Annotated in this window: 18 protein-coding genes and 1 riboswitch; of the genes, 3 read left to right on the top strand and 15 right to left on the bottom strand. The window is 69.3% G+C overall.

What is annotated here, in order from left to right:
- Nucleotides 1–62: 62 nt before the first annotated feature.
- Genes FDA38_RS15630 through FDA38_RS15620 form a run of 3 tightly spaced genes read right to left on the bottom strand, consistent with a single transcriptional unit; the run spans nt 63 to nt 2,654 of the window.
- On the bottom strand, nt 63–842 hold the full coding sequence (locus FDA38_RS15630) for an ABC transporter permease (RefSeq protein ID WP_137254749.1): 780 nt from the start codon (nt 840–842) through the stop codon (nt 63–65).
- Complete coding sequence (locus tag FDA38_RS15625; protein ID WP_137254748.1) at nt 839–1,618, bottom strand: ABC transporter ATP-binding protein; 780 nt, start codon at nt 1,616–1,618, stop codon at nt 839–841. The genes FDA38_RS15630 and FDA38_RS15625 overlap by 4 nt, the downstream gene beginning before the upstream one ends.
- Before the next feature lie 16 nt (nt 1,619–1,634).
- Entirely contained in the window at nt 1,635–2,654 is a 1,020-nt protein-coding gene (locus FDA38_RS15620; protein ID WP_137254747.1) for an ABC transporter substrate-binding protein, read from the bottom strand.
- Nucleotides 2,655–3,029: 375 nt separating this feature from the next.
- Here FDA38_RS15620 and FDA38_RS15615 point away from each other — a divergent pair, with 375 nt between their 5' ends.
- A complete protein-coding gene (locus FDA38_RS15615; protein ID WP_233714739.1) occupies nt 3,030–4,304 on the top strand; it encodes a sensor histidine kinase in 1,275 nt (424 codons plus the stop codon).
- Between the two features lies 1 nt (nt 4,305).
- The gene (locus FDA38_RS15610; RefSeq protein WP_137254746.1) at nt 4,306–4,956 is read left to right on the top strand and encodes a response regulator transcription factor; all 651 of its coding nucleotides are present in this window, start codon (nt 4,306–4,308) and stop codon (nt 4,954–4,956) included.
- Here the strand turns inward: FDA38_RS15610 and FDA38_RS15605 are convergent, their stop codons facing one another.
- On the bottom strand, nt 4,957–5,505 hold the full coding sequence (locus FDA38_RS15605) for a MarR family winged helix-turn-helix transcriptional regulator (protein WP_137254745.1): 549 nt from the start codon (nt 5,503–5,505) through the stop codon (nt 4,957–4,959). It lies immediately after the preceding gene.
- Nucleotides 5,506–5,630: 125 nt separating this feature from the next.
- Between FDA38_RS15605 and FDA38_RS15600 the strand changes: the two genes are divergently transcribed.
- Nucleotides 5,631–6,299 carry an FMN-dependent NADH-azoreductase gene (locus FDA38_RS15600; protein WP_137254744.1) on the top strand — a complete coding sequence of 223 codons (669 nt, stop codon included), beginning with the start codon at nt 5,631–5,633 and terminating at the stop codon, nt 6,297–6,299.
- A gap of 42 nt (nt 6,300–6,341) precedes the next feature.
- Here FDA38_RS15600 and FDA38_RS15595 read toward each other — a convergent pair whose 3' ends face one another.
- The 11 genes from FDA38_RS15595 to cobN form a co-directional block, all read right to left on the bottom strand.
- On the bottom strand, nt 6,342–7,184 hold the full coding sequence (locus FDA38_RS15595; RefSeq protein ID WP_137254743.1) for a putative RNA methyltransferase: 843 nt from the start codon (nt 7,182–7,184) through the stop codon (nt 6,342–6,344).
- Between the two features lie 5 nt (nt 7,185–7,189).
- Nucleotides 7,190–8,050, bottom strand: a complete 861-nt coding sequence (locus FDA38_RS15590; RefSeq protein ID WP_137254742.1) for an ABC transporter permease — start codon at nt 8,048–8,050, stop codon at nt 7,190–7,192.
- Nucleotides 8,037–8,972 (bottom strand): ABC transporter ATP-binding protein, encoded by a 936-nt coding sequence (locus FDA38_RS15585; RefSeq protein ID WP_233714738.1) that lies wholly within the window; start codon nt 8,970–8,972, stop codon nt 8,037–8,039. The genes FDA38_RS15590 and FDA38_RS15585 overlap by 14 nt, the downstream gene beginning before the upstream one ends.
- Nucleotides 8,973–8,980: 8 nt before the next feature.
- Nucleotides 8,981–10,033 carry a LolA family protein gene (locus FDA38_RS15580; protein ID WP_233714737.1) on the bottom strand — a complete coding sequence of 351 codons (1,053 nt, stop codon included), beginning with the start codon at nt 10,031–10,033 and terminating at the stop codon, nt 8,981–8,983.
- 210 nt (nt 10,034–10,243) lie between these two features.
- Nucleotides 10,244–10,846: an LURP-one-related/scramblase family protein gene (locus FDA38_RS15575; RefSeq protein WP_233714736.1), complete on the bottom strand. Its 603-nt coding sequence runs from the start codon at nt 10,844–10,846 to the stop codon at nt 10,244–10,246.
- Nucleotides 10,843–12,198 (bottom strand): 5,6-dimethylbenzimidazole synthase, encoded by a 1,356-nt coding sequence (gene bluB / locus FDA38_RS15570; protein ID WP_137254740.1) that lies wholly within the window; start codon nt 12,196–12,198, stop codon nt 10,843–10,845. The genes FDA38_RS15575 and bluB overlap by 4 nt, the downstream gene beginning before the upstream one ends.
- Nucleotides 12,195–13,562: a cobyrinate a,c-diamide synthase gene (locus FDA38_RS15565; RefSeq protein ID WP_233714735.1), complete on the bottom strand. Its 1,368-nt coding sequence runs from the start codon at nt 13,560–13,562 to the stop codon at nt 12,195–12,197. The genes bluB and FDA38_RS15565 overlap by 4 nt, the downstream gene beginning before the upstream one ends.
- Complete coding sequence (gene cobO, locus FDA38_RS15560) at nt 13,556–14,170, bottom strand: cob(I)yrinic acid a,c-diamide adenosyltransferase (RefSeq protein WP_137254739.1); 615 nt, start codon at nt 14,168–14,170, stop codon at nt 13,556–13,558. The genes FDA38_RS15565 and cobO overlap by 7 nt, the downstream gene beginning before the upstream one ends.
- A gap of 1 nt (nt 14,171) precedes the next feature.
- On the bottom strand, nt 14,172–16,289 hold the full coding sequence (locus FDA38_RS15555) for a magnesium chelatase subunit D family protein (protein ID WP_202877697.1): 2,118 nt from the start codon (nt 16,287–16,289) through the stop codon (nt 14,172–14,174).
- 65 nt (nt 16,290–16,354) lie between these two features.
- A riboswitch (cobalamin riboswitch) is annotated at nt 16,355–16,482 on the bottom strand.
- 59 nt (nt 16,483–16,541) lie between these two features.
- Nucleotides 16,542–17,312, bottom strand: a complete 771-nt coding sequence (gene surE, locus FDA38_RS15550; protein ID WP_137254738.1) for a 5'/3'-nucleotidase SurE — start codon at nt 17,310–17,312, stop codon at nt 16,542–16,544.
- 12 nt (nt 17,313–17,324) lie between these two features.
- Nucleotides 17,325–21,017, bottom strand: coding sequence for a cobaltochelatase subunit CobN (gene cobN / locus FDA38_RS15545; RefSeq protein ID WP_170989746.1), 3,693 nt, complete (start codon nt 21,015–21,017; stop codon nt 17,325–17,327).
- Between the last annotated feature and the right edge of the window lie 10 nt (nt 21,018–21,027).

Genomic DNA, 21,027 nt, shown 5'->3' with positions numbered 1-21,027 from the left:
GAGGGAAGGGCGGGAGTTACAGCCCGATGACCCGCCGCGCCGGAGGCGTGGCATCAGTAGAGTCACCGCTTCTCCTGGGCCCAGGGCAGCAGCAGGTGCTCGAGTAGCACCAAGCCGTAGAACAGGACGATGCTCATCACGCTCAGGAGCGTGATCGCGGCGAACGCCAGGGTGGTGTCGGCGCTCGCGCCGGACTGCTGGATCACGTAGCCGAGTCCCTTGGTGGCACCAACGAACTCGGAGATCACCGCGCCGATCACCGCCAGCGAGATCGCGACCTTGAACCCGGTGAAGATCTGCGGCATCGCGTACCGCAGCCGGAGCTTGAAGAACTCCTGCGCCCGGCTCGCGTTCAGCGACCGCATCAGCTCGACCAGCTCGGTCGGCGTCGACTTCATCCCCTGCGCGGTCGAGATCACGATCGGGAAGAAGCACATCAGCAGCACCATTACGACCTTCGGCCACTGACCGAAACCCATCCACACCACCAGCAGCGGGGCGATCGCGACCTTCGGGATCGAGTTCACCATCAGCAGCAGCGGGTACACCAGCCGCTCGAGCACGACCGAGCGGACGATCACCAGCGCGATCGGTACGCCGATCACGATCGCCAGCAGGAAGCCCTCGATCGTTTCCAGCAGCGACGTACCGGTTTCCGACAGCAGGACGCCGGGCTGGTCGAAGAACTTGACCACGACCTCCCACGGCGTCGGCAGCAGGTACGACTCGATCGAGAACACGGCCGTCGCGCCCCACCACAGCGCGATCGTCGCCGCCAGCCCGATGATCGGGAGGATGATGGCCGCGGCCGGCGAACTGGTCAGCCAGGAACGCTTCTTCATCGCCGGTCCTCGCTGTCCTTCTCCGACAGCAGCCCGTGCAGCCGCGCGCTGATCGTCGCCACCTCGGTGACGTACGCGTTCTGGGCCAGGCTGCGCGGTCGCGGGATGTCGATGTCGACGACCTCCCGCATCCGGCCCGGCCGCGGCGTCAGGACGACGACCCGGTCGGCGAGTACGACGGCCTCCTCGATCGAGTGCGTGACGAACACGATCGTGGTGGCCAGCTCCATCTTGATCCGCTGCAGCTCCTCGGACAGCTCGGTCCGGGTGAGCGCGTCGAGCGCGGAGAACGGCTCGTCCATCAGCATCACCTGCGGGTCGCGGATCAGCGACCGGCACAGCGACACCCGCTGCTGCATACCGCCCGAGAGCTCGTGCGGCAGCCGCCGTTCGAACCCTTGCAGACCGACCAACTCGAGCAACTGATGAGCCCGGTCGCGGTACGCCGCCTTGCTGCGGTCACCGCCCTTGTCGATCTCGACCGGCAGCATCACGTTCGACAACACCGAACGCCACGGCAGCAACGCCGGCCGCTGGAACATGAACGAGACGTCCCGGCGCGGCCCGGTGACGGGTTCATCCGCCACCTGGACCGAACCGGAGGTCGGCGGCAGCAGTCCCGCGATCAGCCGGAGCAGAGTGGACTTGCCACATCCGGACCGGCCGATCAGCGTGACGAACTCACCGCCACGGACGTGCAGGTCGATCTTCTCGAGGGCGGTCACCTGGCCCTCGCGTCCATCGAAGACCTGACCCACGCCGTCCAGGCGAATCATCAGTGGTCAGACACCCCTAGCTCTTCGGAGCCAGGCTCATCGTGACGACGTCGTCCGGGGTGACGGCACCCTTCTGGATCGCCTCGGACTGCTCCAGCAGCGAGATGATCGTCTTGACCCGGTTGACGTCGACATCACCGAGCGGACCGTCGAAGTTCTTCGGCTTCGTGTAGTCCTTCATGATGTTCAGCTCGGCGGTGGCGACGGCGAGATCGGTGTCCGGCACGTACTTCTTCAGGATCGCCGCGGACCCTTCCGGGTCGGTGACGGTGTCCTGCAGGCCCTTCAGCAGCGCGCCGGTGAACTTCTTCACCTGGTCCGGGTGGTCCTTGGCCAGGTCCGACCGGGTGATGATCGCGTTGCCGTACAGCTCCGGCAGTACGTCGCCGTAGGCCAGCGTGACGGGCTCGCGGTGGGTCGGGTCGGCCTTCTGGATCAGCGGCTTGCCGACCACGAACTGGCCGATGCCCTTGACCTTGCCGGAGGCAAGCAGTTTCGGCAGCGCCGGCGGCGGCGAGGGCAGGAACGTCACCGACTTCGGGTCGATGTGCACCGCCTTGGCGTAGACCGGGAACATCACCGTGTTGGTGGAGCCCGGCTGGTCGGCGATCGTCTGGCCGACCAGGTCCTGCGGCTTCTCGATGCCGTAGCCCTTCAGCGACATGATCGCGGCCAGCGACTTCTGGTGGACCATGCCGACCGTGGTGACCGGCAGCTTCTGCTTGCCGAGGGTGATCACGACCGCGGTGAAGTCGCCGATGCCGTAGTCGGCCTGACCGCCGGCCACCAGCTTCATCACGTCGACGGTGCCGGTGCCGGGGGTGATCTTGACGTCGAAGCCGGCGTCCTTGAAGTACCCCTTGTCCAGCGCGACGTACGCGTACGCCTCGCGTCCGAAGGTGTTGAACGACGTCAGGTAGTTGACCTTCTGCAGACCGGTGTCGGCCTGATTGCCTTTGTCGTCACCATTGCACGCACTGACCAGGGCGAGCCCCAGGACCGCCATCAGTGCGATGACGGAACGCCTCAACCTCATATCGACCTCTCTCGTCCCGATATTTGATCAAACATCAAATATGGAAGGGTGGTCAATCCGCCCGCGGGGTCTTCACGGTGACTTAACGTCCGCCGTGCCGGGTCCTCGCAGAGCATGCTGGCCACCCGTCCTGGAGCCGTTCCCCATACCTGTCCGTAGCCGAACGGGCACCCGCCCCGACCACAGACCGTACCTGCCTGAGCAGCAGATCGCGACGCCCCCGAGGGCACAACCGGGCCGCGCAGCGTCAAATTTGCGTAAACCCTCAACTTCTTGGTGAGGCATCCCACTTCCGGGGTGCGGGAACGCAGGGGTTTCCCCGCACTCACTCCGGGGAGGGAGGTGACACTCCCCCGGCTTTGACACGATGTGACCGTGAAAGCAGTCGCGCGCGCGATCGGGAGCCTGTGGCGTACGTCGACGTACCTGCGCTGGGTCTACCTGCTGCTCGGGTCTGCGCTCGTGCTGGCGTTCATCCTGGTGGACAGCGCGCTCGGCGCCGTGGTCGGCGACCTCGGCATGCCGAAAGTTGCCACCGGCATCATCTGGGTGCTGATGGGGCTGATCCCCCCGGTCGTGCTCGGCCTGCTGCCCGCGGTCCGCGAGGTGGAGGGCATCGCGGTCGAATCGCTGCTCGCGGTGCGGTTCGACGAGCGTCCGCTCGGTCCGGCGCGGACCTGGCCGCAGCGCCGGCGGACGGCGGCCTGGTTCTGCCTCCATCTCGTCGCCGGCGGGGTCGTCGGGATCCTCAGCACGATCGTGTTCGGCGTCGGCGCGATCTGGCTGGCCGCGCCGTTCCGGTCGGCCGGAACGCGCGACATCGTGCCCGGCTGGTCGTACGACATCCACGGCAACTGGACCGATCTCTGGATGCCCGCGGCCGCGATCGGCGGCCTCGCCGGACTGTTCCTGCTGTCGGCCGCGGTCGGCGCATTGCTGGCGTACCTCGCGCCGCGCGTCCTCGGACCCACCGCCGCGGAGCGGATCGAGCTGCTCGAGCAACAGACCGCAACGCTTGCCGAGCGCAACCGTCTGGCCCGCGAACTGCACGACAGCGTCGGGCACGCACTCAGCCTGGTGACCATCCAGGCCGCAGCGGCGCGGCGGGTACTTGCCAGCGACCCGGACTTCGCGGAGAACGCACTGGCCGCGATGGAAACGTCGGCCCGGGCAGCGCTCGCGGATCTCGACCACGTGCTCGGCCTGCTCCGCGACGACCGTCGCCCGGGCTCACGGACCACGCCGCAGGCCACCCTCGGCGGTCTCGACCGTCTGGTCGAGGCCACCCGGGCAGGCGGCATCACGATCGAGGTTGATCGGTCCGGCGACCTGGACCAGCTGCCGGCGGCGGTCTCCCGGGAGGCGTACCGAATTGTCCAGGAAGGTCTGACCAACGCGATCCGGCACGCCGGACGTCCGGCCGGTGAGCTGGCCGTGGACCTGTCGATCCGGCTCGACACGTCCGGCCTGCGGCTGGCGGTCACCAATCCGGTCAGCGGCAAGTCGGATCACTCCGGCGGCGGCCGCGGCCTGGCCGGGATCCGTGAAAGAGTCGCCGTACTGCGTGGCACGGTCGATGCCGGCCCGGTCGCGGAGGGCGAGGCCTGGCGCTTGGCGGTCCGGCTGCCGGTGAGCATGACGAAGGGATGACATGAACCTGTCGGTGGTCGTGGTCGACGACGAGCCGCTGATCCGGAGCGGGCTGCGGGCGATCATCAACGCCGAGCCCGACCTCACGGTGGTCGGTGAGGCCGGAGACGGCGCGGAGGTGCTGCCGGTCGTTCGTCGTACCGGCGCCGACGTTGTACTGATGGATGTCCGGATGCCCGCGGTGGACGGCATCCAGGCGACCCGGTTGCTGCTGGAGAACCTCGACCCGGCGCCGCGCGTGCTGGTCGTCACCACGTTCGAGAACGACGACTACGTGTACGACGCATTGCGGGCCGGCGCGTCCGGGTTCTTGCTGAAGCGGACGCCGCCGGACGACATCATCGCGGCGATCCGGACCGTCGCGCGGAGCGAGTCGCTGCTGTTCCCGGAGGCGATCCGGGCGTTGGCGCTCGCCCACGTCGGCCCGCAGACGCCGAGCGGACTGGACGAGTACCAACTGACCGAGCGGGAGCAGGAGGTGCTCCGGTTGATGGCGCGCGGTCTGTCGAACGCCGAGATCGCCGAAGAGCTGATCCTCGGCCTGCAGACGGTCAAGACGCACGTCGCCAACGTGCTGTCCAAGCTCAACGCACGGGACCGCACCCAGGCGGTCATCCGCGCCTACGAGTCAGGCTTCGTGCCGCTGCACTAGCTAGGTGCTGGCGGGGTCGTCCGCCTCGGCCAGGGAGCACGCGTTGTGCAGCGGGTCGACAGCGTTGGCCTTCATCGCCACGCGCTGCAGGAGCATCCGGAAGCTGGCGCGCTCCGGCTCGTCCAGGATGCCGAGCACCTCTTCCTCGGTGCTGCGCAGGCGGCGCTCCAGGTCACACAGGGCCTCGTGGCCCTCGTCGGTCGGCGCGATGAGCCGGGCCCGACGATCCGCGGGGTCGGGCCGGCGCTGCACGAGGCCTGCCTTCTCGAGGTCGTCGAGCAGGTAGGTCATCACGGTCCGGTCGACGCCGAGCTGGGCGGCCAGGTCGAGCTGCCGCTTCGGGCCTTCGGAGCTCGTCGTCGCGAGCACCTGGTAGCCGCGTGGGCCGCCTGGCAGGCCCTCGAGCGCCGCGGCGGACGCCTTCGCGTACCGCCGGAACACGACACCCAGCGCCCAGCCGAGGTCGGCCTCCACCGGCGCGCCGCTGGCGACCGGCGGCTCGACCCCACGGGCGACCCGGGTCGCGACCTCAGGCGAAGTACTGGACATGCCTCCATCGTACGTGGTGTACGCCACTCGGAATACGATCTGACTTGAATATGTTCTGCTTCACAGATTATCTTCGAGGCAGCTCAACATGAGCACGCCCCCTCAACTCGATGGAGACAGAACCTATGAGCACCCTGCTACGCGTCGACGCCAGCATCCGGCTGGACGGTTCGGTGTCCCGAGCGCTGGCCGACAGCGCCGAGGCCGCCTGGAAGGCCGAGCACCCGGACGGTGTCGTGGTACGGCGGGACCTCGGACAGCACCCGCTGCCGTCGACCGTGTGGCCGACGCTGGCCGCCGCCCAGGTGGGTCAGGAGCCGGTCGCCGATTCCGACCGGATGCCGCTCGCCGAGGCCCAGGCGATCGCCGCCGACCTGGCGGCCGAGGCCCGGAACGCCGACGCGATCCTGCTCGCCGTACCGCTCTACAACTACGGCATCGCGCAGAACGTGAAGACCTGGATCGACCTGCTGCTGATGGACCGGGACCTCGCCTTCGGCTCCCGTCCGCTGGCCGGCCGGCCCGCGATCTTCGCCATCGCCCGCGGCGGCGGCTACGCCCCGGGTACGCCGAAGCACGGCTGGGACCACGCCACGCCGTACCTCGAGCGGGTCTTCGCCGACCTGTTCGGGATGAACATCCGCACCGCCGCCGCTGAGCTCACCCTGGCCCCGGTTACCCCGGGCATGGAGGAGCTGATCGACGCCTCCAAGGTCTCCGAGTCCGAGGCGCACGTCGAGGCCGAGAACCATGGCACCGTCGTCGCCCGCGAACTGATCGGCCACGCGGCCTGATCTGTTGCTGATCCGGTCAGTGGTGCCGAGCTCGAGCCGGCATCACGATGACCGATAGCGTGGCTGCCACACCGACAGCGTGACCGACAAGGTCACCATCACAGGCTCCGGGAGTACTGCGATCCGTTGCAGGAGCTCGCGGTAGTTCACGTGCCGCGCGCTCGGCGTCATCAGCACCAACTGCTCGACGGCCGTCCGGTCGAGCCGCATCGTCTCCTCGACCGCCTCGCTGCCGATCCGGACGAACTCCCCCGACAGTGACTCCTGCAGCCGTCGGTCCTTCTCCTCGTCCACACTGACCAGTCCGAGTACGTCGACCAGCTCGGCGAGATGCTGCTGGTTCGGTGTGACCACGAGCAGGCGGCCGGTGGGCGCGAGGACCCGGGCCATCTCGGCGGCGTTGCGCGGGGCGAACACGTTCAGCATCAGCTGCGCCGATCCGTCGAGCAGCGGCAGCTCCTGCCACGCGTCGCACACGACGGAGGCGATCCGCGGATCTACCTTCGCCACGCGGCGGGCGGCGAACTTCGACACGTCCAGGGCGATTCCGCGTCGTTGCGGAGCCAGGCCGAGGACGCCTGCCAGGTAGTAGCCGGTGCCGGCGCCGACCTCCACGACCAGGTCGTCGGGCCCGAGTTCGGTGGCGATGATCAGCGCGTCCCGGATCGCCGCGTAGTGGCCGCCGCCGAGGAAGACCGTCCGGGCGCCGACCATCTCCACCGAGTCGCCCTCGATCCCATTAGATGCCTTAGGCAACAGATTCAGGTAGCCCTGTTTGGCCAGGTCGTACGCGTGCCCGCGCGGGCACCGCGCCGTACGACCGTCCAGCGCCAGCCCGTCGGCACAGACCGGGCAGCGCAGGGCGGCGACGAGATCGGCTCTCACGCAGCCTAGGTTATGTCGCGGCTCGTAATGCGAGCCCAGGCAGCGGTGTAGAACACGGCGACATACCCGGCCTGCAGGAGCAGGTTGCGGCCGATGTCGTGCCAGTACGGCGGGTCGCGGAGCACGTCGGCGAACGACTGCCAGCGATACATCAGCAACCATGGGTGGATCGCGTGCAGCTGCGGGATCGCGGTCATGATGCCGAGCACGATGAACGTGCCGAACGTCGCGGCCATCGCCGCCAGCGGGGTCGACGTCAGCGACGAGACGAACAGGCCGATGGCGGCCAGCCCGAGCAGCGACAGCGAGATCACCAGCGCGATCGCGAGTGCCCGGAGCAGGCCTTCGCCGAGCGAGACGGTCGAGCCGGAGAGCAGGAGTACGTCGCCGACCGGGAACAGGATGAAGCCGACGATCAGGCCGGAGACCCAGATCGTCATCGTCGCGACCAGGCAGAAGACCGTGAGCGCGACCATCTTGGCCGCGAGCAACCGGGACCGGCCGGCGGGTGCGGTGAGCAGGTTGCGCAGGGTGCCGAGGCTGGCCTCACCGGCCAGCGACTCCCCCGAGATGACGGTCACCGCGGTCGGCAGGAAGAACGGCAGCGACAGGCCGAGGCTGGCCACGATCAGGAACAGTCCGTTGCCGGCGACCTGGCCGATGAACCCTTCGGCGTCACCTCCGGAGCCGCTGAGCTTGATCGCGATCCCGATCAGCAGCGGGACGGCGGCGAGTACGCCGAGGCCGACCTGCGTGCGGGCGCGGCCGAAGACGAGGCGCAGCTCCGAGATGAACAGCGCCAAGGTGTGCCGGCCGGCACTCGGCCTGGTGACCACGACGTCCGCGGTCGCTTCACTCGGCGACATCGAAACCCTCCCCGGTGAGCGCCACGAAAGCGTCTTCGAGGCTCGGGCGCTCGATGCCGAAGCCGTGGATGCGGACGTCAGCCGCGACGAGTGCGGCGGCGAACTTCTCGATGGGTAGCTCGCCGGGATCGCCCTCGACGGTCTCGGGCGTCGTCTTCAGCTCGGTCACACCCAGACTTTGCAGCGTTTCCGCCGCGGCTCCGAGGTCCGGCGTACGGACGACCAGGCGTGGGCGGAGCTCGGCGCGGAGATCCGCCACTGTGGACTGCCTCAGCAGCTTGCCGCGACTCATGATCGCGGCGTGCGTGCAGACCTGCTCGACCTCGGCCAGCAGGTGGGTAGAGGTGAAGACCGTCGTACCGTCGCTGGCCAGGTCGCGGATCAGGTGGCGGACCTCGCGGGTGCCCTGCGGATCGAGGCCGTTGGTCGGCTCGTCCAGCACGAGCAGCTCGCGCCGTTGCATCAGCGCGACGGCGATCGCGAGCCGCTGGCGCATTCCCAGCGAGTACGCGCGGACCTTCTTGCCGGCCGCATTCGAGAGACCGACCCGCTCCAGCGCCTCGCCGGCGCGGGCCTTGCGGGTCTTCGGGTCGGCGGTGCGGTCGGCGGCGTCGAAGCGGAGCAGGTTCGCCTGGCCGGTCCAGAACGGGTAGAACGCCGGTCCTTCGACCAGCGCTCCGACCCGCGGGAGGACCCGCAGGTGTGCCTTCGGCATCGGTTCGCCGAGCAGCTCGACCTCACCGGAGGTGGGCGCGATCAGGCCGAGCAGCATCCGGATCGTCGTGGTCTTCCCCGACCCGTTCGGGCCGAGGAAGCCGTACACGCTCCCGGCCGGTACTTCGAGGTCGACCGCGTCCACCGCCACCTGCCCGCCGTGGAAACGCTTGGTCAGCCCGCGGGTGACGACCGGAGCGCTCGCCACGTCGCTGTTCAGCGGGGGGCCTTCGCTGCGGCGGCCTGCAGGGTGTCCGGGGTGACCAGTCCGACGAAGACCCGGCCGTCGTCGGTGATCAGCGCGCTCACCATCTTGGTGGTCAGCACCTTGCCCTTACCCCACGAGCCCTGCACCGTCGGCGCCTTCGCCAGCAGTTGGCCGAGCGGACCGCTTGCCGGGTTCGCTGCCAGGCCGGCGGCGTTGGCTCCGCGGATCATCGCGACGCTGTCCCAGCCGGTGCCGATCACGGTCGGCTTGTCGGCCTGCGCCGTACCGGGCTTGACCGGCTTGACCGGCTTCGGCTGGACGCTCTTCGGGCGCTCACGGTTGGCCGGCACCTTCTGGTCGGTGACCTTCACGCCCTTCGGCGGGGTGAAGGTGAAGGAACTCGCCGACGGTACGTCGAACGACACCGAGGTGAAGCCCAGCTCGACCGCCGGGTCGTTGCCGGTCCGCGGCATCACGGTCACGTCCAGCGGGACCCAGGTCTTGGAGTCGATCGCCAGGGTCACCGAACCGACGGTCGTCTTGTCGGTCTTCGGGACCAGGCGCAGCTTGTAGGCGTCGCGGCCGGCGACCTTCTCGGTGCCGCTGACCTGGACCTTGGTGGTCGGGTCGATCGCGTCGAGGAACTGCTTGGCGACCGCCTGCGGGTCGTACGACTGTGGCAGGGTCTTTTCGGGCTTGGCCGTCTTGTGCGCCGGCAGCGTCAGCTTCGTGGCCTCACGCTTGGACGAGTCGTAGGCCCACGCCGACGTACCGTCCGTGGTCCAGAGCTGCTCGGCCTGGTTGTCGATCAGGGAGACCTTGGCCTTGTCCGGGCTCGCGAACGCGACTCGCGCGGTGTGCTGCCCGCTCAGCAGGTCGGTGAGCTCGCGGCTGCCGGGCGCCATACCGGGGATCGCCGGCAGGCCGAGGTCCGCGTTCGAGCGCACGGTGCCGCTCAGACCGTCCACCTTCGCGGTCTGCACCTTCGCGAGCAGATCCTGCGCGGAGATGCTCGGCAGCTTCGGCGAGGCATCCGCGACCACCGGCCCGAGTGTCCCCACCCCTGCCACTACCGCGACTGCTGCGATCGGAACCGTCCACCGTCGACTGCGCTGCGCTACGCCCATGGATACAGCCTCGCACCCGGCGGAGGCTGAACCAAGTGTTGTCAGGGTAGGTTCACCCGAAAGAGTGAGACCGGCGTACGACCCTGGTCGTACGCCGGCCCTCAGGCGGGACTCAGACGGGCCCCGATGGCGCTCAGGTGGGGCTCAGCGGGACTGCAGCGCGTCCAGCGCGACCGTCATCGCGGCCGCGACGCGGAAGTCCAGGCGCTGGTCCTGGACGGTGATCCGGTACCGGTCCCGGACCGAGAGCCTGCGCTCCACCGACAGCACCGGCTGACCGGAGCCCGCCTCGGTGAAGTCGAAATGGAAGATGAACGGCAGCGGGATTTCGCCGACGAACGGGACGAACTCCCAGACCCGGCGGACGATCGCGATCGTCGGGTTCCGCTCGGTACCGCTCGCGTCCACGCCCGGCGCGCTCAGCTGCCAGCTGGACCGGAGCAGGCTCTTGCCGAACTCCTTCTTGAACCAGCCGATCGTCTGCCCGTTCGCGTCGAAGACGTCGTACCCCGAACCGAGGTCGATCGTCTTGCGCGCCTTGAACGAGAACACCGGCCGGGTCTTGGTGTCGTCGGTGTAGAACGTCACCTGCTCCTTGAACGCCATCCGCTTCTGCTGCGCGAACGCGAGCAGCGCCCCGTCACTCCCGTCTGGGTTGGTGGCGATCAGCTCGTACTTGTTCGCCATCATCGTGATCCGCTGCTTCATCGAGAACGCGGGAACGTACATGGGCGGTTGGTCTGTCATGCACGGGAGTGTGTCAGACCACAGGCCGACGCACCGACTTCCAGCCCGTGGGCGAGCGCGGTCGCTTCCGCTGACGGGTCTGCGAGCTGTACGACGAGTTGGCCGACACCCTGCAGGGCCAGGTCGCGCGCGATTTCGACACCGAACTCGACGGCCTCGGCCGGCGTCCGCGCGGGTCGCCACAGGACACCGAAGTCGGCTTGCGGTTTGGTCGGCGTGAGATCGATGACGAGCGCATCTGCCTGCTGGAGGTCTGCTTTATCGCCGCCAACGATCAGACGTACGCGCTGGCCGACTGCCTGTACTGCGTTGTGCCCGGCCTGGATCGCGTCCTCGACGATCGAGGCCTCGCGCCGGCCCCACTCCTCGTGGTGGATCGCCCATTCGAGCGGCCTGCGCTTGGCCCAGCCCGACCGCACCAGCTCCGGTGCGGCGGCGAACTCCTCGACGTACCCGACGCAGAGATAACCGACGAGCTCGATGTGTGCGGGCAGGTCGAGGACGTCTGCGACTTCGGCCGGTTCGAAGAACGAGACCCAGCCGACGCCGAGTCCTTCCGCTCGTGCGGCCAGCCAGAGGTTCTGGATCGCGATCGCGGCGGAGAACCAGGTGGTCCGTGGATCCGCGTGCCGGCCGAGTACGTGCCGTCCGCCGCGGCCAGGGTCGCACGTCACCGCAATGTTCACCGGGGTGTCGAGGATCGCCTCGATCTTCAGTCCGTCGAATTTGGCCCGGCGGTCGTCCGGCAGCGATGCGGCGAACGCGTCCCGCTGCGCGGTGGCGAGATCGTGCACCTTCCGCCGGGTCGCGAGGTCGCGGATGACCAGGAAGTCCCATGGCTGGCTCAGCCCGACGCTTGGCGCTCGATGCGCTGATTCCAGGACTCTGGTGAGGAGGTCGTTGTCGATGGGGAGGTTGAGGAAACCTCGTCGTACGTCGCGGCGCTCGGCGATCACGCGATGTACGACCTCGCGATCCGCTGGCTGGTAGCCGGGTGCAGGGAGGCGGCCGATCGCAGCGGTCGCGTTGGCTGAGCGGCGTTTGGGGAGGATGAGTTCGGCGCCGACGGCCAGGACGGCGGCTTCGGCGACGCTCGGCGTACCTGTCAGCTGCTCGACGTGCTCGCTCGGGTTGGGCGGTGTTTGCTCGGCCAGCTCGTTGGGCGGGATCGCTCGGAGCTCGGCATTCAGGTCGTCGGCGAGACGGTGCAGCGCTAGCTCGGCTTCTTTGCTTGTGACGGTGACGATGAGTTGGACGTCGCCCGGGGCTTCCTTCAGCGCGCTGTCCACGAGGGCGCGAAGTTCGGCGTACGGCGTGTTTGCTCGGAGGCCGACTCCTACGACGAGCTTCATCGCTGGTGTGCGCGGGCTGCGGCGACCAGGCGGGCTGGTACGTCGGGGGTGGCGGTCCAGTGCAGGTGCAGGTACGACGCGTGCACGTGCGGGAGCGTGATGCCTTCGACGCCGGCGGGGAGGTGCCAGGCGGGGCGTACGTCGGCGTCGAGGTCGATCGCGGTGCGGTGGAACTCGTGACCGCGCACGCGGCGTCCTTCGTCAAAGAAGTCGGTGCTGGTCGCGGCGACCGCCGTCCGATACCCGAGGGTGAGGCGACTCGTCATCCGCCCGGTCGCGGGCAGAACTCCCGTCATCGGATGCCCGTCGAGCTCACGACACAGATAAAGCAGCCCCGCACACTCAGCAACCACCGGCAACCCGGCCAGCACCTGAGCGGCGACCTGCTCCCTCAACTTGGCGTTCGCTGACAGCGCTTCAGCATGCAACTCCGGGAAGCCGCCACCGAGGTAGAGCGCAGAGGTTGCCTCCGGCAACGTGTCGGCCAGTGGGTCGAAGGTCACGACGTCGGCGCCCGCGGCGTCGAGCAGCTCCGTCGTCTCCGTGTACCGGAACGAGAACACCGGACCGCCCGCAACCGCAACCACCGGGCGACGCCCCGGGACGGTGGTGGATGCCGGGGCGAGGCGGGTGAGTTCCTCAGTGGGATCCCACGGGGTGGTGGTGTGGTGAGGGGCTGCCTCGGCTGCAGCTATGAAGGCTTGGAGGTCTACGCCTTGGTGGACGAGTTCGGCGGCTGCTTCTACTGCGTCTTCCGCCTGTTCGCGTTGTTCTGTGGCGGGGATGAGGCCGAGGTGGCGGCTGGGGACGGTTAGGCGGGGGTCGCGGCGGAGGACGCCAAGGACGGGGACGCCGGTGGGTGCGATGCCGGCGCGTACTTCGGTCTCGTGGCGGTCGGAGCCGACCTTGTTGAGGATCACCCCGACGATCCATACTTCGGTGTCGAAAGCAACGAAACCTTGGACGACAGCGCCGACGCTCCGGCCCGCGGCGGACGCGTCCACCACGAGCACCACGGGTGCCTTCAGCAACTTCGCGACGTGCGCCGTCGACGAGAACCCTTCCGTCCCGAGCGCGCCGTCGTACAGGCCCATCACGCCTTCGACCACCGCGATGTCCGCACCCGCGGACCCATGCGCGAACAGCGGTCCGACGCGCTCCTCCCCCGACAACATCGGGTCGAGGTTGCGCCCCGGCCGCCCGGTCGCGACCGCGTGGAAACCGGGGTCGATGTAGTCCGGCCCGACCTTGAACCCGGCAACCACGTGCCCGGCCCGTCGCAACGCCGCCATCAACCCGACCGCGACCGTCGTCTTCCCCGCGCCGGACGACGGCGCCGCGACCACGACCCGCGGGATCACCACTCGATGCCCTTCTGGCCCTTCTGGCCGGCGTCCATCGGATGCTTCAGCTTGGTAATCTCGGCGGCGAGGTCCGCGGCCTCGAGGAGCTTGGGGTTCGCGTCGCGACCGGTGATCACGACGTACTGATGACCGGGGCGGTTGACGAGCGTGTCGAGCACCTCGTCCACGTCGACCCAGCCCCACTTCATCGGGTAGGTGAACTCGTCCAGGACGTACAGGTCATGCGTCTCGGCGGCGAGCCGGCGCTGGATCTCGCGCCAGCCCTCGAGTGCGTCGGCGGCGTGGTCCTCCTCGGTGCCGGCCTTGCGCGACCAGCTCCAGCCCTCGCCCATCTTGTGCCACTCGACCGGGCCGCCCTGACCAGTTGCCTCGTGCAACTCACCGAGCGCCTTGAACGCGCCCTCCTCGCCGACCTTCCACTTGGCGCTCTTCACGAACTGGAAGACGCCGATGTTCCAGCCCTGGTTCCAGGCGCGCAATGCCATCCCGAACGCGGCGGTCGACTTCCCCTTCATCTCGCCGGTGTGCACCATCAGCAGCGGACGGTTGCGACGCTGGCGCGTGGTCAGGCCGTCCTCGGGTACGGCGACCGGTTGCCCCTTCGGCATGTCAGGCCACCTTCCGCTCGGTCACCGTGCGGACAAGGTTGCCAGCAGCAACGTCTCCGAGATCGAGGTACTCGGCGCCGAGGTCGGCCGCGAGCTCCGCCGCCAGGCCGAGGCGGACGCCGCGGCGAGGTTCGCAGTCCACGACCACGGTGGCGATCCCGCGCTCGGCCAGCCAGCCGGCGGACTGGCGGGCGCGGGCGAATGCGCTGTCGCCGTGGGTGGCGCGGCCGTCGGTGACGAGTACGAGGAGCGGGCGGCGGCGCGGGTCCCGGATCGCGGCGATCCGCAGTACCTCTGCTGCTTGGAGGAGTCCTTCGGCGAGCGGGGTGCGTCCGCCGGTCGGGAGGGATTCGAGCCGACGTACGGCGGTCTCCACGCTGCCCGTCGGCGGGAGCGCGACCGTGGCGGTGGCGCCGGCGAACGTGACGAGGCCGACGGTGTCGCGCCGCTGGTACGCGTCGAGCAGGAGCGAGACGATCGCGGTCTTCACCTCACCCATCCGCTTCTTCGTCCCCATCGAGCCGGACGCGTCCACGCAGAACAGCACGAGGTTCCCCTCGCGCCCTTCCCGTACGGCGAGCCGCACGTCGGCCGGCCGTACGACGAGCCCCGGCCCGCTCCGCCCCCGAACCTGCTGATACGGCGCCGCAGACCGAAGCGTGGCCAGCAGATGCGGCCGCCCCGACTCCCGCCCGACCCGAGCCCGCTCCCCCACCACCCGCCCCACCTCAGTAATAGCCCGAGACCGCCGCCCCGCAACCCCAGCCCCCGCCCCCTGCACACTCAAAAGCCGAGCCTTGTAAGGCGCCGAGCTACCGACAACGTCCCCAACAGGCGCCGACCCGGCGCGCGCCTGGTCCTCCGCGGCCGAGCCGTCCTCCGCCGAGTCGCCGGGCGCGGACCGGTCCCGCCCGAGGTCGGCCTCCGCCGACTCGCCCTGCGCCGAGTCGCTCTGCGGCGAGTCGGCAGGCGTCCGGTCAGCCGGCTGCGCCGGGTCCGGTTCGCCCGCTCGCGACTCATCGGCTCCAGCGTCCTCCCCCGACGACGACCCGCCCGGCCCGCCAGGGCCGGGCGGGTCGTCGTCGGGATCAGTCGGCGGCGTGCTGTTGTTGATTGCTTCTTCTAGTTGCTCGTCGTCGAGGCCCGGTGCGTCGAAGGGGTTGCGGCGTTTGCGGTGTGGGAGGGCTAGTTTGGCGGCGGCGCGGACGTCCTCGACCTCGACGACCGTGCGTCCGGACCAGGCCGCGTGGGCGACCGCCGTACGCGCGGTGACCAGATCGGCGCGCATCCCGTCCACGTCGAACGACGCGCAGATCTCCGCGATCTGCCTCAGCGCGGCATCCGTCAGGATCACCTCGGTGATCAGGTCGCGCGCCTTCACGATCCGCTCCGCGAGCTCGCGCTGGCGACCGTCGTACCGCGCGATGAAACCAGCAGGATCCGCCTCATACCCCAACCGCGCCCGCATCACCTCGACCCGCACCGCAGGATCCCTGCTGGCAACGACATCCACAGTGAGACCGAACCGGTCCAGCAACTGCGGCCGCAGCTCGCCCTCCTCCGGGTTCATCGTCCCGACCAGCACGAAGCGCGCCGGGTGCGTCACCGACACCCCGTCCCGCTCGACCGTCGCGCGCCCCATCGCGGCAGCATCGAGCAGTACGTCGACCAGGTGGTCATGCAGCAGGTTGACCTCATCGACGTACAGCAACCCCCGATGCGCCGCCGCCAGCAGACCAGGCTCGTACGCCGTGACGCCCTCCGCGAGCGCCTTCTCCAGGTGCAGCGACCCGAGCACCCGGTCCTCGGTCGCCCCCACCGGCAACTCCACCAACCGCGCCGCCCGCACGGTCCCCTCGCCGTTGTGCGGACCGTCAGGACAGTCCGCATCCGGCCGATCGGGATCACACGAGAAACGACACCCGGGTACGACGTCCACCGGCGGCAGGAGCTCGGTCAGCGCCCGGACCGCGGTCGACTTCGCCGTACCCTTCTCGCCGCGGATCAGTACGCCGCCGATCGCCGGCGAGATCGCGGCCAGGATCAGCGCGAGCTGGAGGTCCTCCATGCCGACCACTGCGGTGAACGGGAATCCGGTGGAAGCTGAAGCAGGCCGCATCGGCGGTGGGTCCCTTCGTCGAGCGGGTATCCACGCCCGCCACGCCTGGTACACCGGCCCACAACGCGACCCGGCGGACGACCGCAGATGTCCTGGCTCCCGGAAGTTACCTCCCGGTCACAGTGGCGGGACCGCCCCGGACTCCCAGCAAGCTGGTCACCGGTGTTCCTCCACAACCGTCCGCCCGATCATGGCACACCAGGCTGCCCCCGCCAGCGACCAGGCTCACACGCCGCCGATCACCTCGCCCGGTCAGCTTGAACTGAGGCGTTTCGCCAGGGCTGTGGCGGCTGCGTCGTCCTTTACTTCGCGGATGCCGACGATAGGTGTGACGGTAACGAAGCCGGCGGCGAGGAGGGCCTCGTCGGAGTCGGGGACCGGGTTGGCGTGCGGGGGTTCCAGTTCGATCATCGGCTCGCCGGTGGGGGCGGTGGTGCCGACGATGCGGGAGCGCTTGATCGGCGCGAGCGAGGCGTGGCGTACGCCGGACAGCTCGGCCAGCGGGCGGTCGGGGACGTTAATCGTGAGGACCGTGCCGGCCGGTTCGTCGGCGATCCAGCCGAGGGCTTCGGCGGCGATCGTTGCCGCGGTCGGCCAGTGGGCCGGGTTCTCCGAGTCGATGCTCACGGCAACGGCCGACGTACCCTGCCCGGCCGCGGTCAGCGCCGCGGCCACCGTGCCGGAGTGGAAGATCGGTACGCCGATGTTGTGCCCGCGGTTGATCCCGGACAGCACCAGATCCGGTGCCCGCCCGAACGCCCCGACGTTCGCCAGCGTCACCGCGAGTGCCGGCGTCCCCTCGATCCCGGTGAACGTGACGCCGTTCTCCACGTCCGACTCGGTCCGGATCGGCCGGCCGATCATCCCGGCCCGCGCCGAGCCGACACCGCTCTCGTCGAGTAACGGGGCGACCACGAGTACGTCGTACCCGAGTTCGGCGATCGCCGGCGCGAGGGCCCGGATCCCTGGTGCGAGATAGCCGTCGTCGTTGGTGATCAGGACTCGTAGCTGCTCAGCGGGCATGACTCCACCCAATCAGCCGCGATCCTCGATGTCACCCTCCGTCTCAAGGACTGCGTTCCGCAGCGTCTCGAGCGCCTCGGCCGACGGCTCCGCCCACAGCCCGCGCTGAGCCGCCTCCAGCAGGCGCTCCGCGATACCGTGCCGCGCCCACGGGTTCGACTTGCGGAAGAACTCCGCCATCTCCGGATCTTTGACGTATTCCGTTGTCAGCGTCTCGTACATCCAGTCGTCGACCACACCCGCGGTCGCGTCGTACCCGAAGAGGTAGTCGACCGTCGCCGCCATCTCGAAGGCGCCCTTGTACCCGTGCCGCCGCATCGCGGACATCCACCGCGGGTTCACCACCCGGGCACGGAAGACCCGCTTCGCCTCTTCCTCCAGCGTCCGCGTCTTCGCCTGTGCGGGTACGGCGGAGTCGCCGACGTACGCCTTCGGATTGGAACCGGTCAGGTGGCGGACCATCGCGATCATGCCGCCGTGGTACTGGAAGTAGTCGTCGGAGTCCATGATGTCGTGCTCACGCGTGTCCGCGTTCTTCGCCGCGACCTGGATCCGGGCGTACGCGCGTTCCATCGAGCCGCGGGCCTCCGCGCCGTCGAGGTCCTTGCCGTACGCGTACCCGCCCCAGACGGCGTACACCTCGGCCAGCTCGGCGTCGGTGCGCCAGTTGCGCGCGTCGACGAGCGGCAGCAGACCGGCGCCGTACGAGCCGGGCTTGGAGCCGAAGACCCGGGCCGTCGACTGACGCATATCGTTGCCCGCAGCAACATCTGCGTCGACGTGGGCCTTGAGGAAGTTGTCCTCGGCGGACTCATCCAGGGCGGCAACGGTACGCACGGCTTCGTCGAGCAGCGCGACCACGTGCGGGAACGCGTCCCGGAAGAACCCGGAGATCCGGATCGTCACATCGATCCGCGGCCGGCCGAGCTCCTCCAGCCCGACCACCTCGAAGCTCGTCACCCGTCGCGACGCCTCGTCCCAGATCGGTCGGCAGCCGAGCAGCCAGAGCACCTCGGCGAGGTCGTCGCCCTGGGTCCGCATGGCCGACGTACCCCAGATCGTCAGGCCGACCGACCGCGGGTACTCCCCCGTCTCGGTCTGATGCCGCGCGAGGAGCGAGTCGGCAAGCGCGACGCCGACGTCCCAGGCGTTGCGGCTCGGAATCGCCTTCGGGTCGACGGCGTAGAAGTTGCGGCCGGTCGGCAGCACGTTCACGAGCCCGCGCGTCGGCGAGCCAGACGGTCCCGCCTCGACAAACCGTCCATCCAACGCTCGCACCACGTTGACCAACTCGTCCCCGGTCCGGGCTAGCCGCGGAACCACCTCGGTTGCAGCAAACGTCAGCGATGCAGCGACTGCGTCCGAGGACCGACCGAGCACCTCGGTCACGACGACCGGCACCTTCGCGGCGTCCCAGCTGAGCGTCTCCATGCTGACGACAAGCTTGCGCGCGGCGGCTTCCAGGATGTCGACGCCGTCCGCGCCGGTGACCGCGGGTAGGTCCGCGAGGGTCGCAAGCTCGGCAAGGTTCGCGGCCTGACCAGGGTTCGCAAGCAGCGCGGCCTCGTCGACCCCGAAGGTCTCGCCGAGTGCAGTGCGGAGGCCGGGAATCGAGTACGACCCACCCCATAGCTGCCGGGCCCGCAGTACCGCGAGCACCAGGTTCACCCGCGCTTCACCAGCCGGCGCACCACCCAGGATGTGCAACCCGTCGCGGATCTGCACATCCTTGATCTCGCACAGGTATCCGTCCAGGTGCAGGACGAACTCGTCGAACTCCTCGTCGTCCGGCTTCTCCGACGTGTGCAGATCGTGGTGCAATTGCGCCGCCTGGATCAGCGTCCAGATCTGCGCCCGCAACGTCGGCACCTTCTCCGGGTCCAGCGCAGACACCGTCGCGTACTCGTCCAGCAGATACTCGAGCTTGGCCATGTCGCCGTACGTCTCGGCCCGTGCCATCGGTGGCACCAGATGATCCACGACCGTCGCGTGCGCCCGCCGCTTGGCCTGCGTGCCTTCACCCGGGTCGTTGACGATGAACGGGTACACCATCGGCAGGTTCCCGAGTACGGCGTCCGGCGCGCTGTCGGCCGCCATCCCGATCCCCTTGCCCGGCAGCCATTCCAGCGTCCCGTGCTTGCCCAGATGTACGACGGCCTGCGCGCCGAAACCGCCCTCGTCGCGCGACGACTCCAGCCAGCGGTACGCCGCCAGGTAGTGGTGCGACGGCGCCATGTCGGGATCGTGGTAGATCGCGACCGGGTTCTCGCCGAACCCCCGCGGCGGCTGGATCATCAGCACGACGTTCCCGAACTGCAAGGCGGCCAGCGCGATCGCCGGCTCGTCGCCCGACGTGTCGACGTACAACTCTCCGGGCGCCTCGCCCCACGACTCGATCATTGCCGTCTGCAACGATTCCGGCGTACGCCCGAACCAGGTGGCGTAGGTGGACAGCGGGATCTTCGCGACAGCGTTGGCGAGCTGCTCGTCGGTGAGCCAGTCGACGTCGTGCCCGCCGGCCGCGATCAAGCGGTGGATCAGCCCGTCGGCGCCGTCCGCGCCCTGCAGCTCACTGAGGTCGAGCCCGCCGAGGTCGTACCCGGCCGCTTCCAGCTGCCCGAGCAGGACGACGGCCGAAGCCGGTGTGTCCAGACCGACCGCGTTCCCGATCCGCGCGTGCTTCGTCGGGTACGACGACAGCACCAGCGCGATCCGCTTCTCGGCCGCCGGCACGTGCCGCAACCGGGCATGCGCCACCGCGATCCCGGCCAGCCGCGCACACCGCTCGACGTCCGGCGCGTAGCGGGCCAGCCCGTTGGCGTCGTACGACTTGAACGAGAACGGGATCGTGATCAGCCGCCCGTCGAACTCCGGGATCGCCACTTGCGTCGCCGCATCCAGCGGACTGAGCGCGGCGTCGCTCTCCGCCCACTGCTCGCGGGTCGAGGTCAGCGCGAGCCCCTGGATCAACGGGATGTCGAGCGACGCCAGCGCACCGGCGTCCCAGGCATCGTCCGCACCGCCCGCGCTCGCGTTCGCAGCGACGGCTCCACCGGCCGCGAGCAGGGTCGTGACGAGCACGTCGCATTTCCGCAGGAGGTCGAACAGCCCGACGTTCTCGGCCGGGTCGAGCCCGCGCAGCGTTCCGCAGTACACCGGAAGTGGTTGGGCACCAGCCTCTGTGATCGCGTCCGCGAGCGCGTCGACGAAGGCGGTGTTGCCGGAGATCTCGTGCGCGCGGTAGTACACGATCCCGACGACGGGCCGCTCGTCCTCGACGTACGCACCCCGCAGGCCGTACGCCGGGAGCGCGCGCGGCGGCTCGAACTCGTCGCCGGTCAGCAGCAGCGTGTCCCGCAGGAAGCCGGCCAGGTTGCGGAGGTTGTCCGCGCCGCCCTCGCGCAGGTACGCGAGCGCCTCGGTGACCGCACCGGCGGGCACGGTCGACAGGGACATCAGCTCGGCGTCCGGCGCTGCCTCGCCGCTGACCACCACTGCCGGTTTGCCGGATGCCAGAACCGCGTCGAGGCCCTCTTCCCACGCGCGGCGACCGCCGAGGAGCCGGACGACGACGATCTCTGCGGCGTCCAGCAGCGGTCCGAGCTCGGCGAGCTCGAGGCGGGCCGGGTTCGCGACCTTCCAGCCGGCGTCCGCCTCGGCGGCAGCGAGCAGGTCGGTGTCGGCGGTGGAGAGCAAAAGGAGCACGGAGGAGTTC

This window comes from Kribbella jiaozuonensis (assembly GCF_005233875.1).
Lineage (GTDB): Bacteria > Actinomycetota > Actinomycetes > Propionibacteriales > Kribbellaceae > Kribbella > Kribbella jiaozuonensis.
Note: the sequence above shows the minus strand (reverse complement) of the source record. Positions and strands in the feature narration are given on the sequence as shown.

Excerpts from the sequence above, each read along its gene's own strand:
- FDA38_RS15630 (WP_137254749.1), bottom strand. The coding sequence starts at position 842 with ATGAAGAAGCGTTCCTGGCTGACCAGTTCGCCGGCCGCGGCCATCATC.
- FDA38_RS15625 (WP_137254748.1), bottom strand. The coding sequence starts at position 1,618 with ATGATTCGCCTGGACGGCGTGGGTCAGGTCTTCGATGGACGCGAGGGC.
- FDA38_RS15620 (WP_137254747.1), bottom strand. The coding sequence starts at position 2,654 with ATGAGGTTGAGGCGTTCCGTCATCGCACTGATGGCGGTCCTGGGGCTC.
- FDA38_RS15610 (WP_137254746.1), top strand. The coding sequence starts at position 4,306 with ATGAACCTGTCGGTGGTCGTGGTCGACGACGAGCCGCTGATCCGGAGC.
- FDA38_RS15605 (WP_137254745.1), bottom strand. The coding sequence starts at position 5,505 with ATGTCCAGTACTTCGCCTGAGGTCGCGACCCGGGTCGCCCGTGGGGTC.
- FDA38_RS15600 (WP_137254744.1), top strand. The coding sequence starts at position 5,631 with ATGAGCACCCTGCTACGCGTCGACGCCAGCATCCGGCTGGACGGTTCG.
- FDA38_RS15590 (WP_137254742.1), bottom strand. The coding sequence starts at position 8,050 with ATGTCGCCGAGTGAAGCGACCGCGGACGTCGTGGTCACCAGGCCGAGT.
- FDA38_RS15575 (WP_233714736.1), bottom strand. The coding sequence starts at position 10,846 with ATGACAGACCAACCGCCCATGTACGTTCCCGCGTTCTCGATGAAGCAG.
- bluB (WP_137254740.1), bottom strand. The coding sequence starts at position 12,198 with ATGAAGCTCGTCGTAGGAGTCGGCCTCCGAGCAAACACGCCGTACGCC.
- cobO (WP_137254739.1), bottom strand. The coding sequence starts at position 14,170 with ATGCCGAAGGGGCAACCGGTCGCCGTACCCGAGGACGGCCTGACCACG.
- FDA38_RS15555 (WP_202877697.1), bottom strand. The coding sequence starts at position 16,289 with ATGCGGCCTGCTTCAGCTTCCACCGGATTCCCGTTCACCGCAGTGGTC.
- surE (WP_137254738.1), bottom strand. The coding sequence starts at position 17,312 with ATGCCCGCTGAGCAGCTACGAGTCCTGATCACCAACGACGACGGCTAT.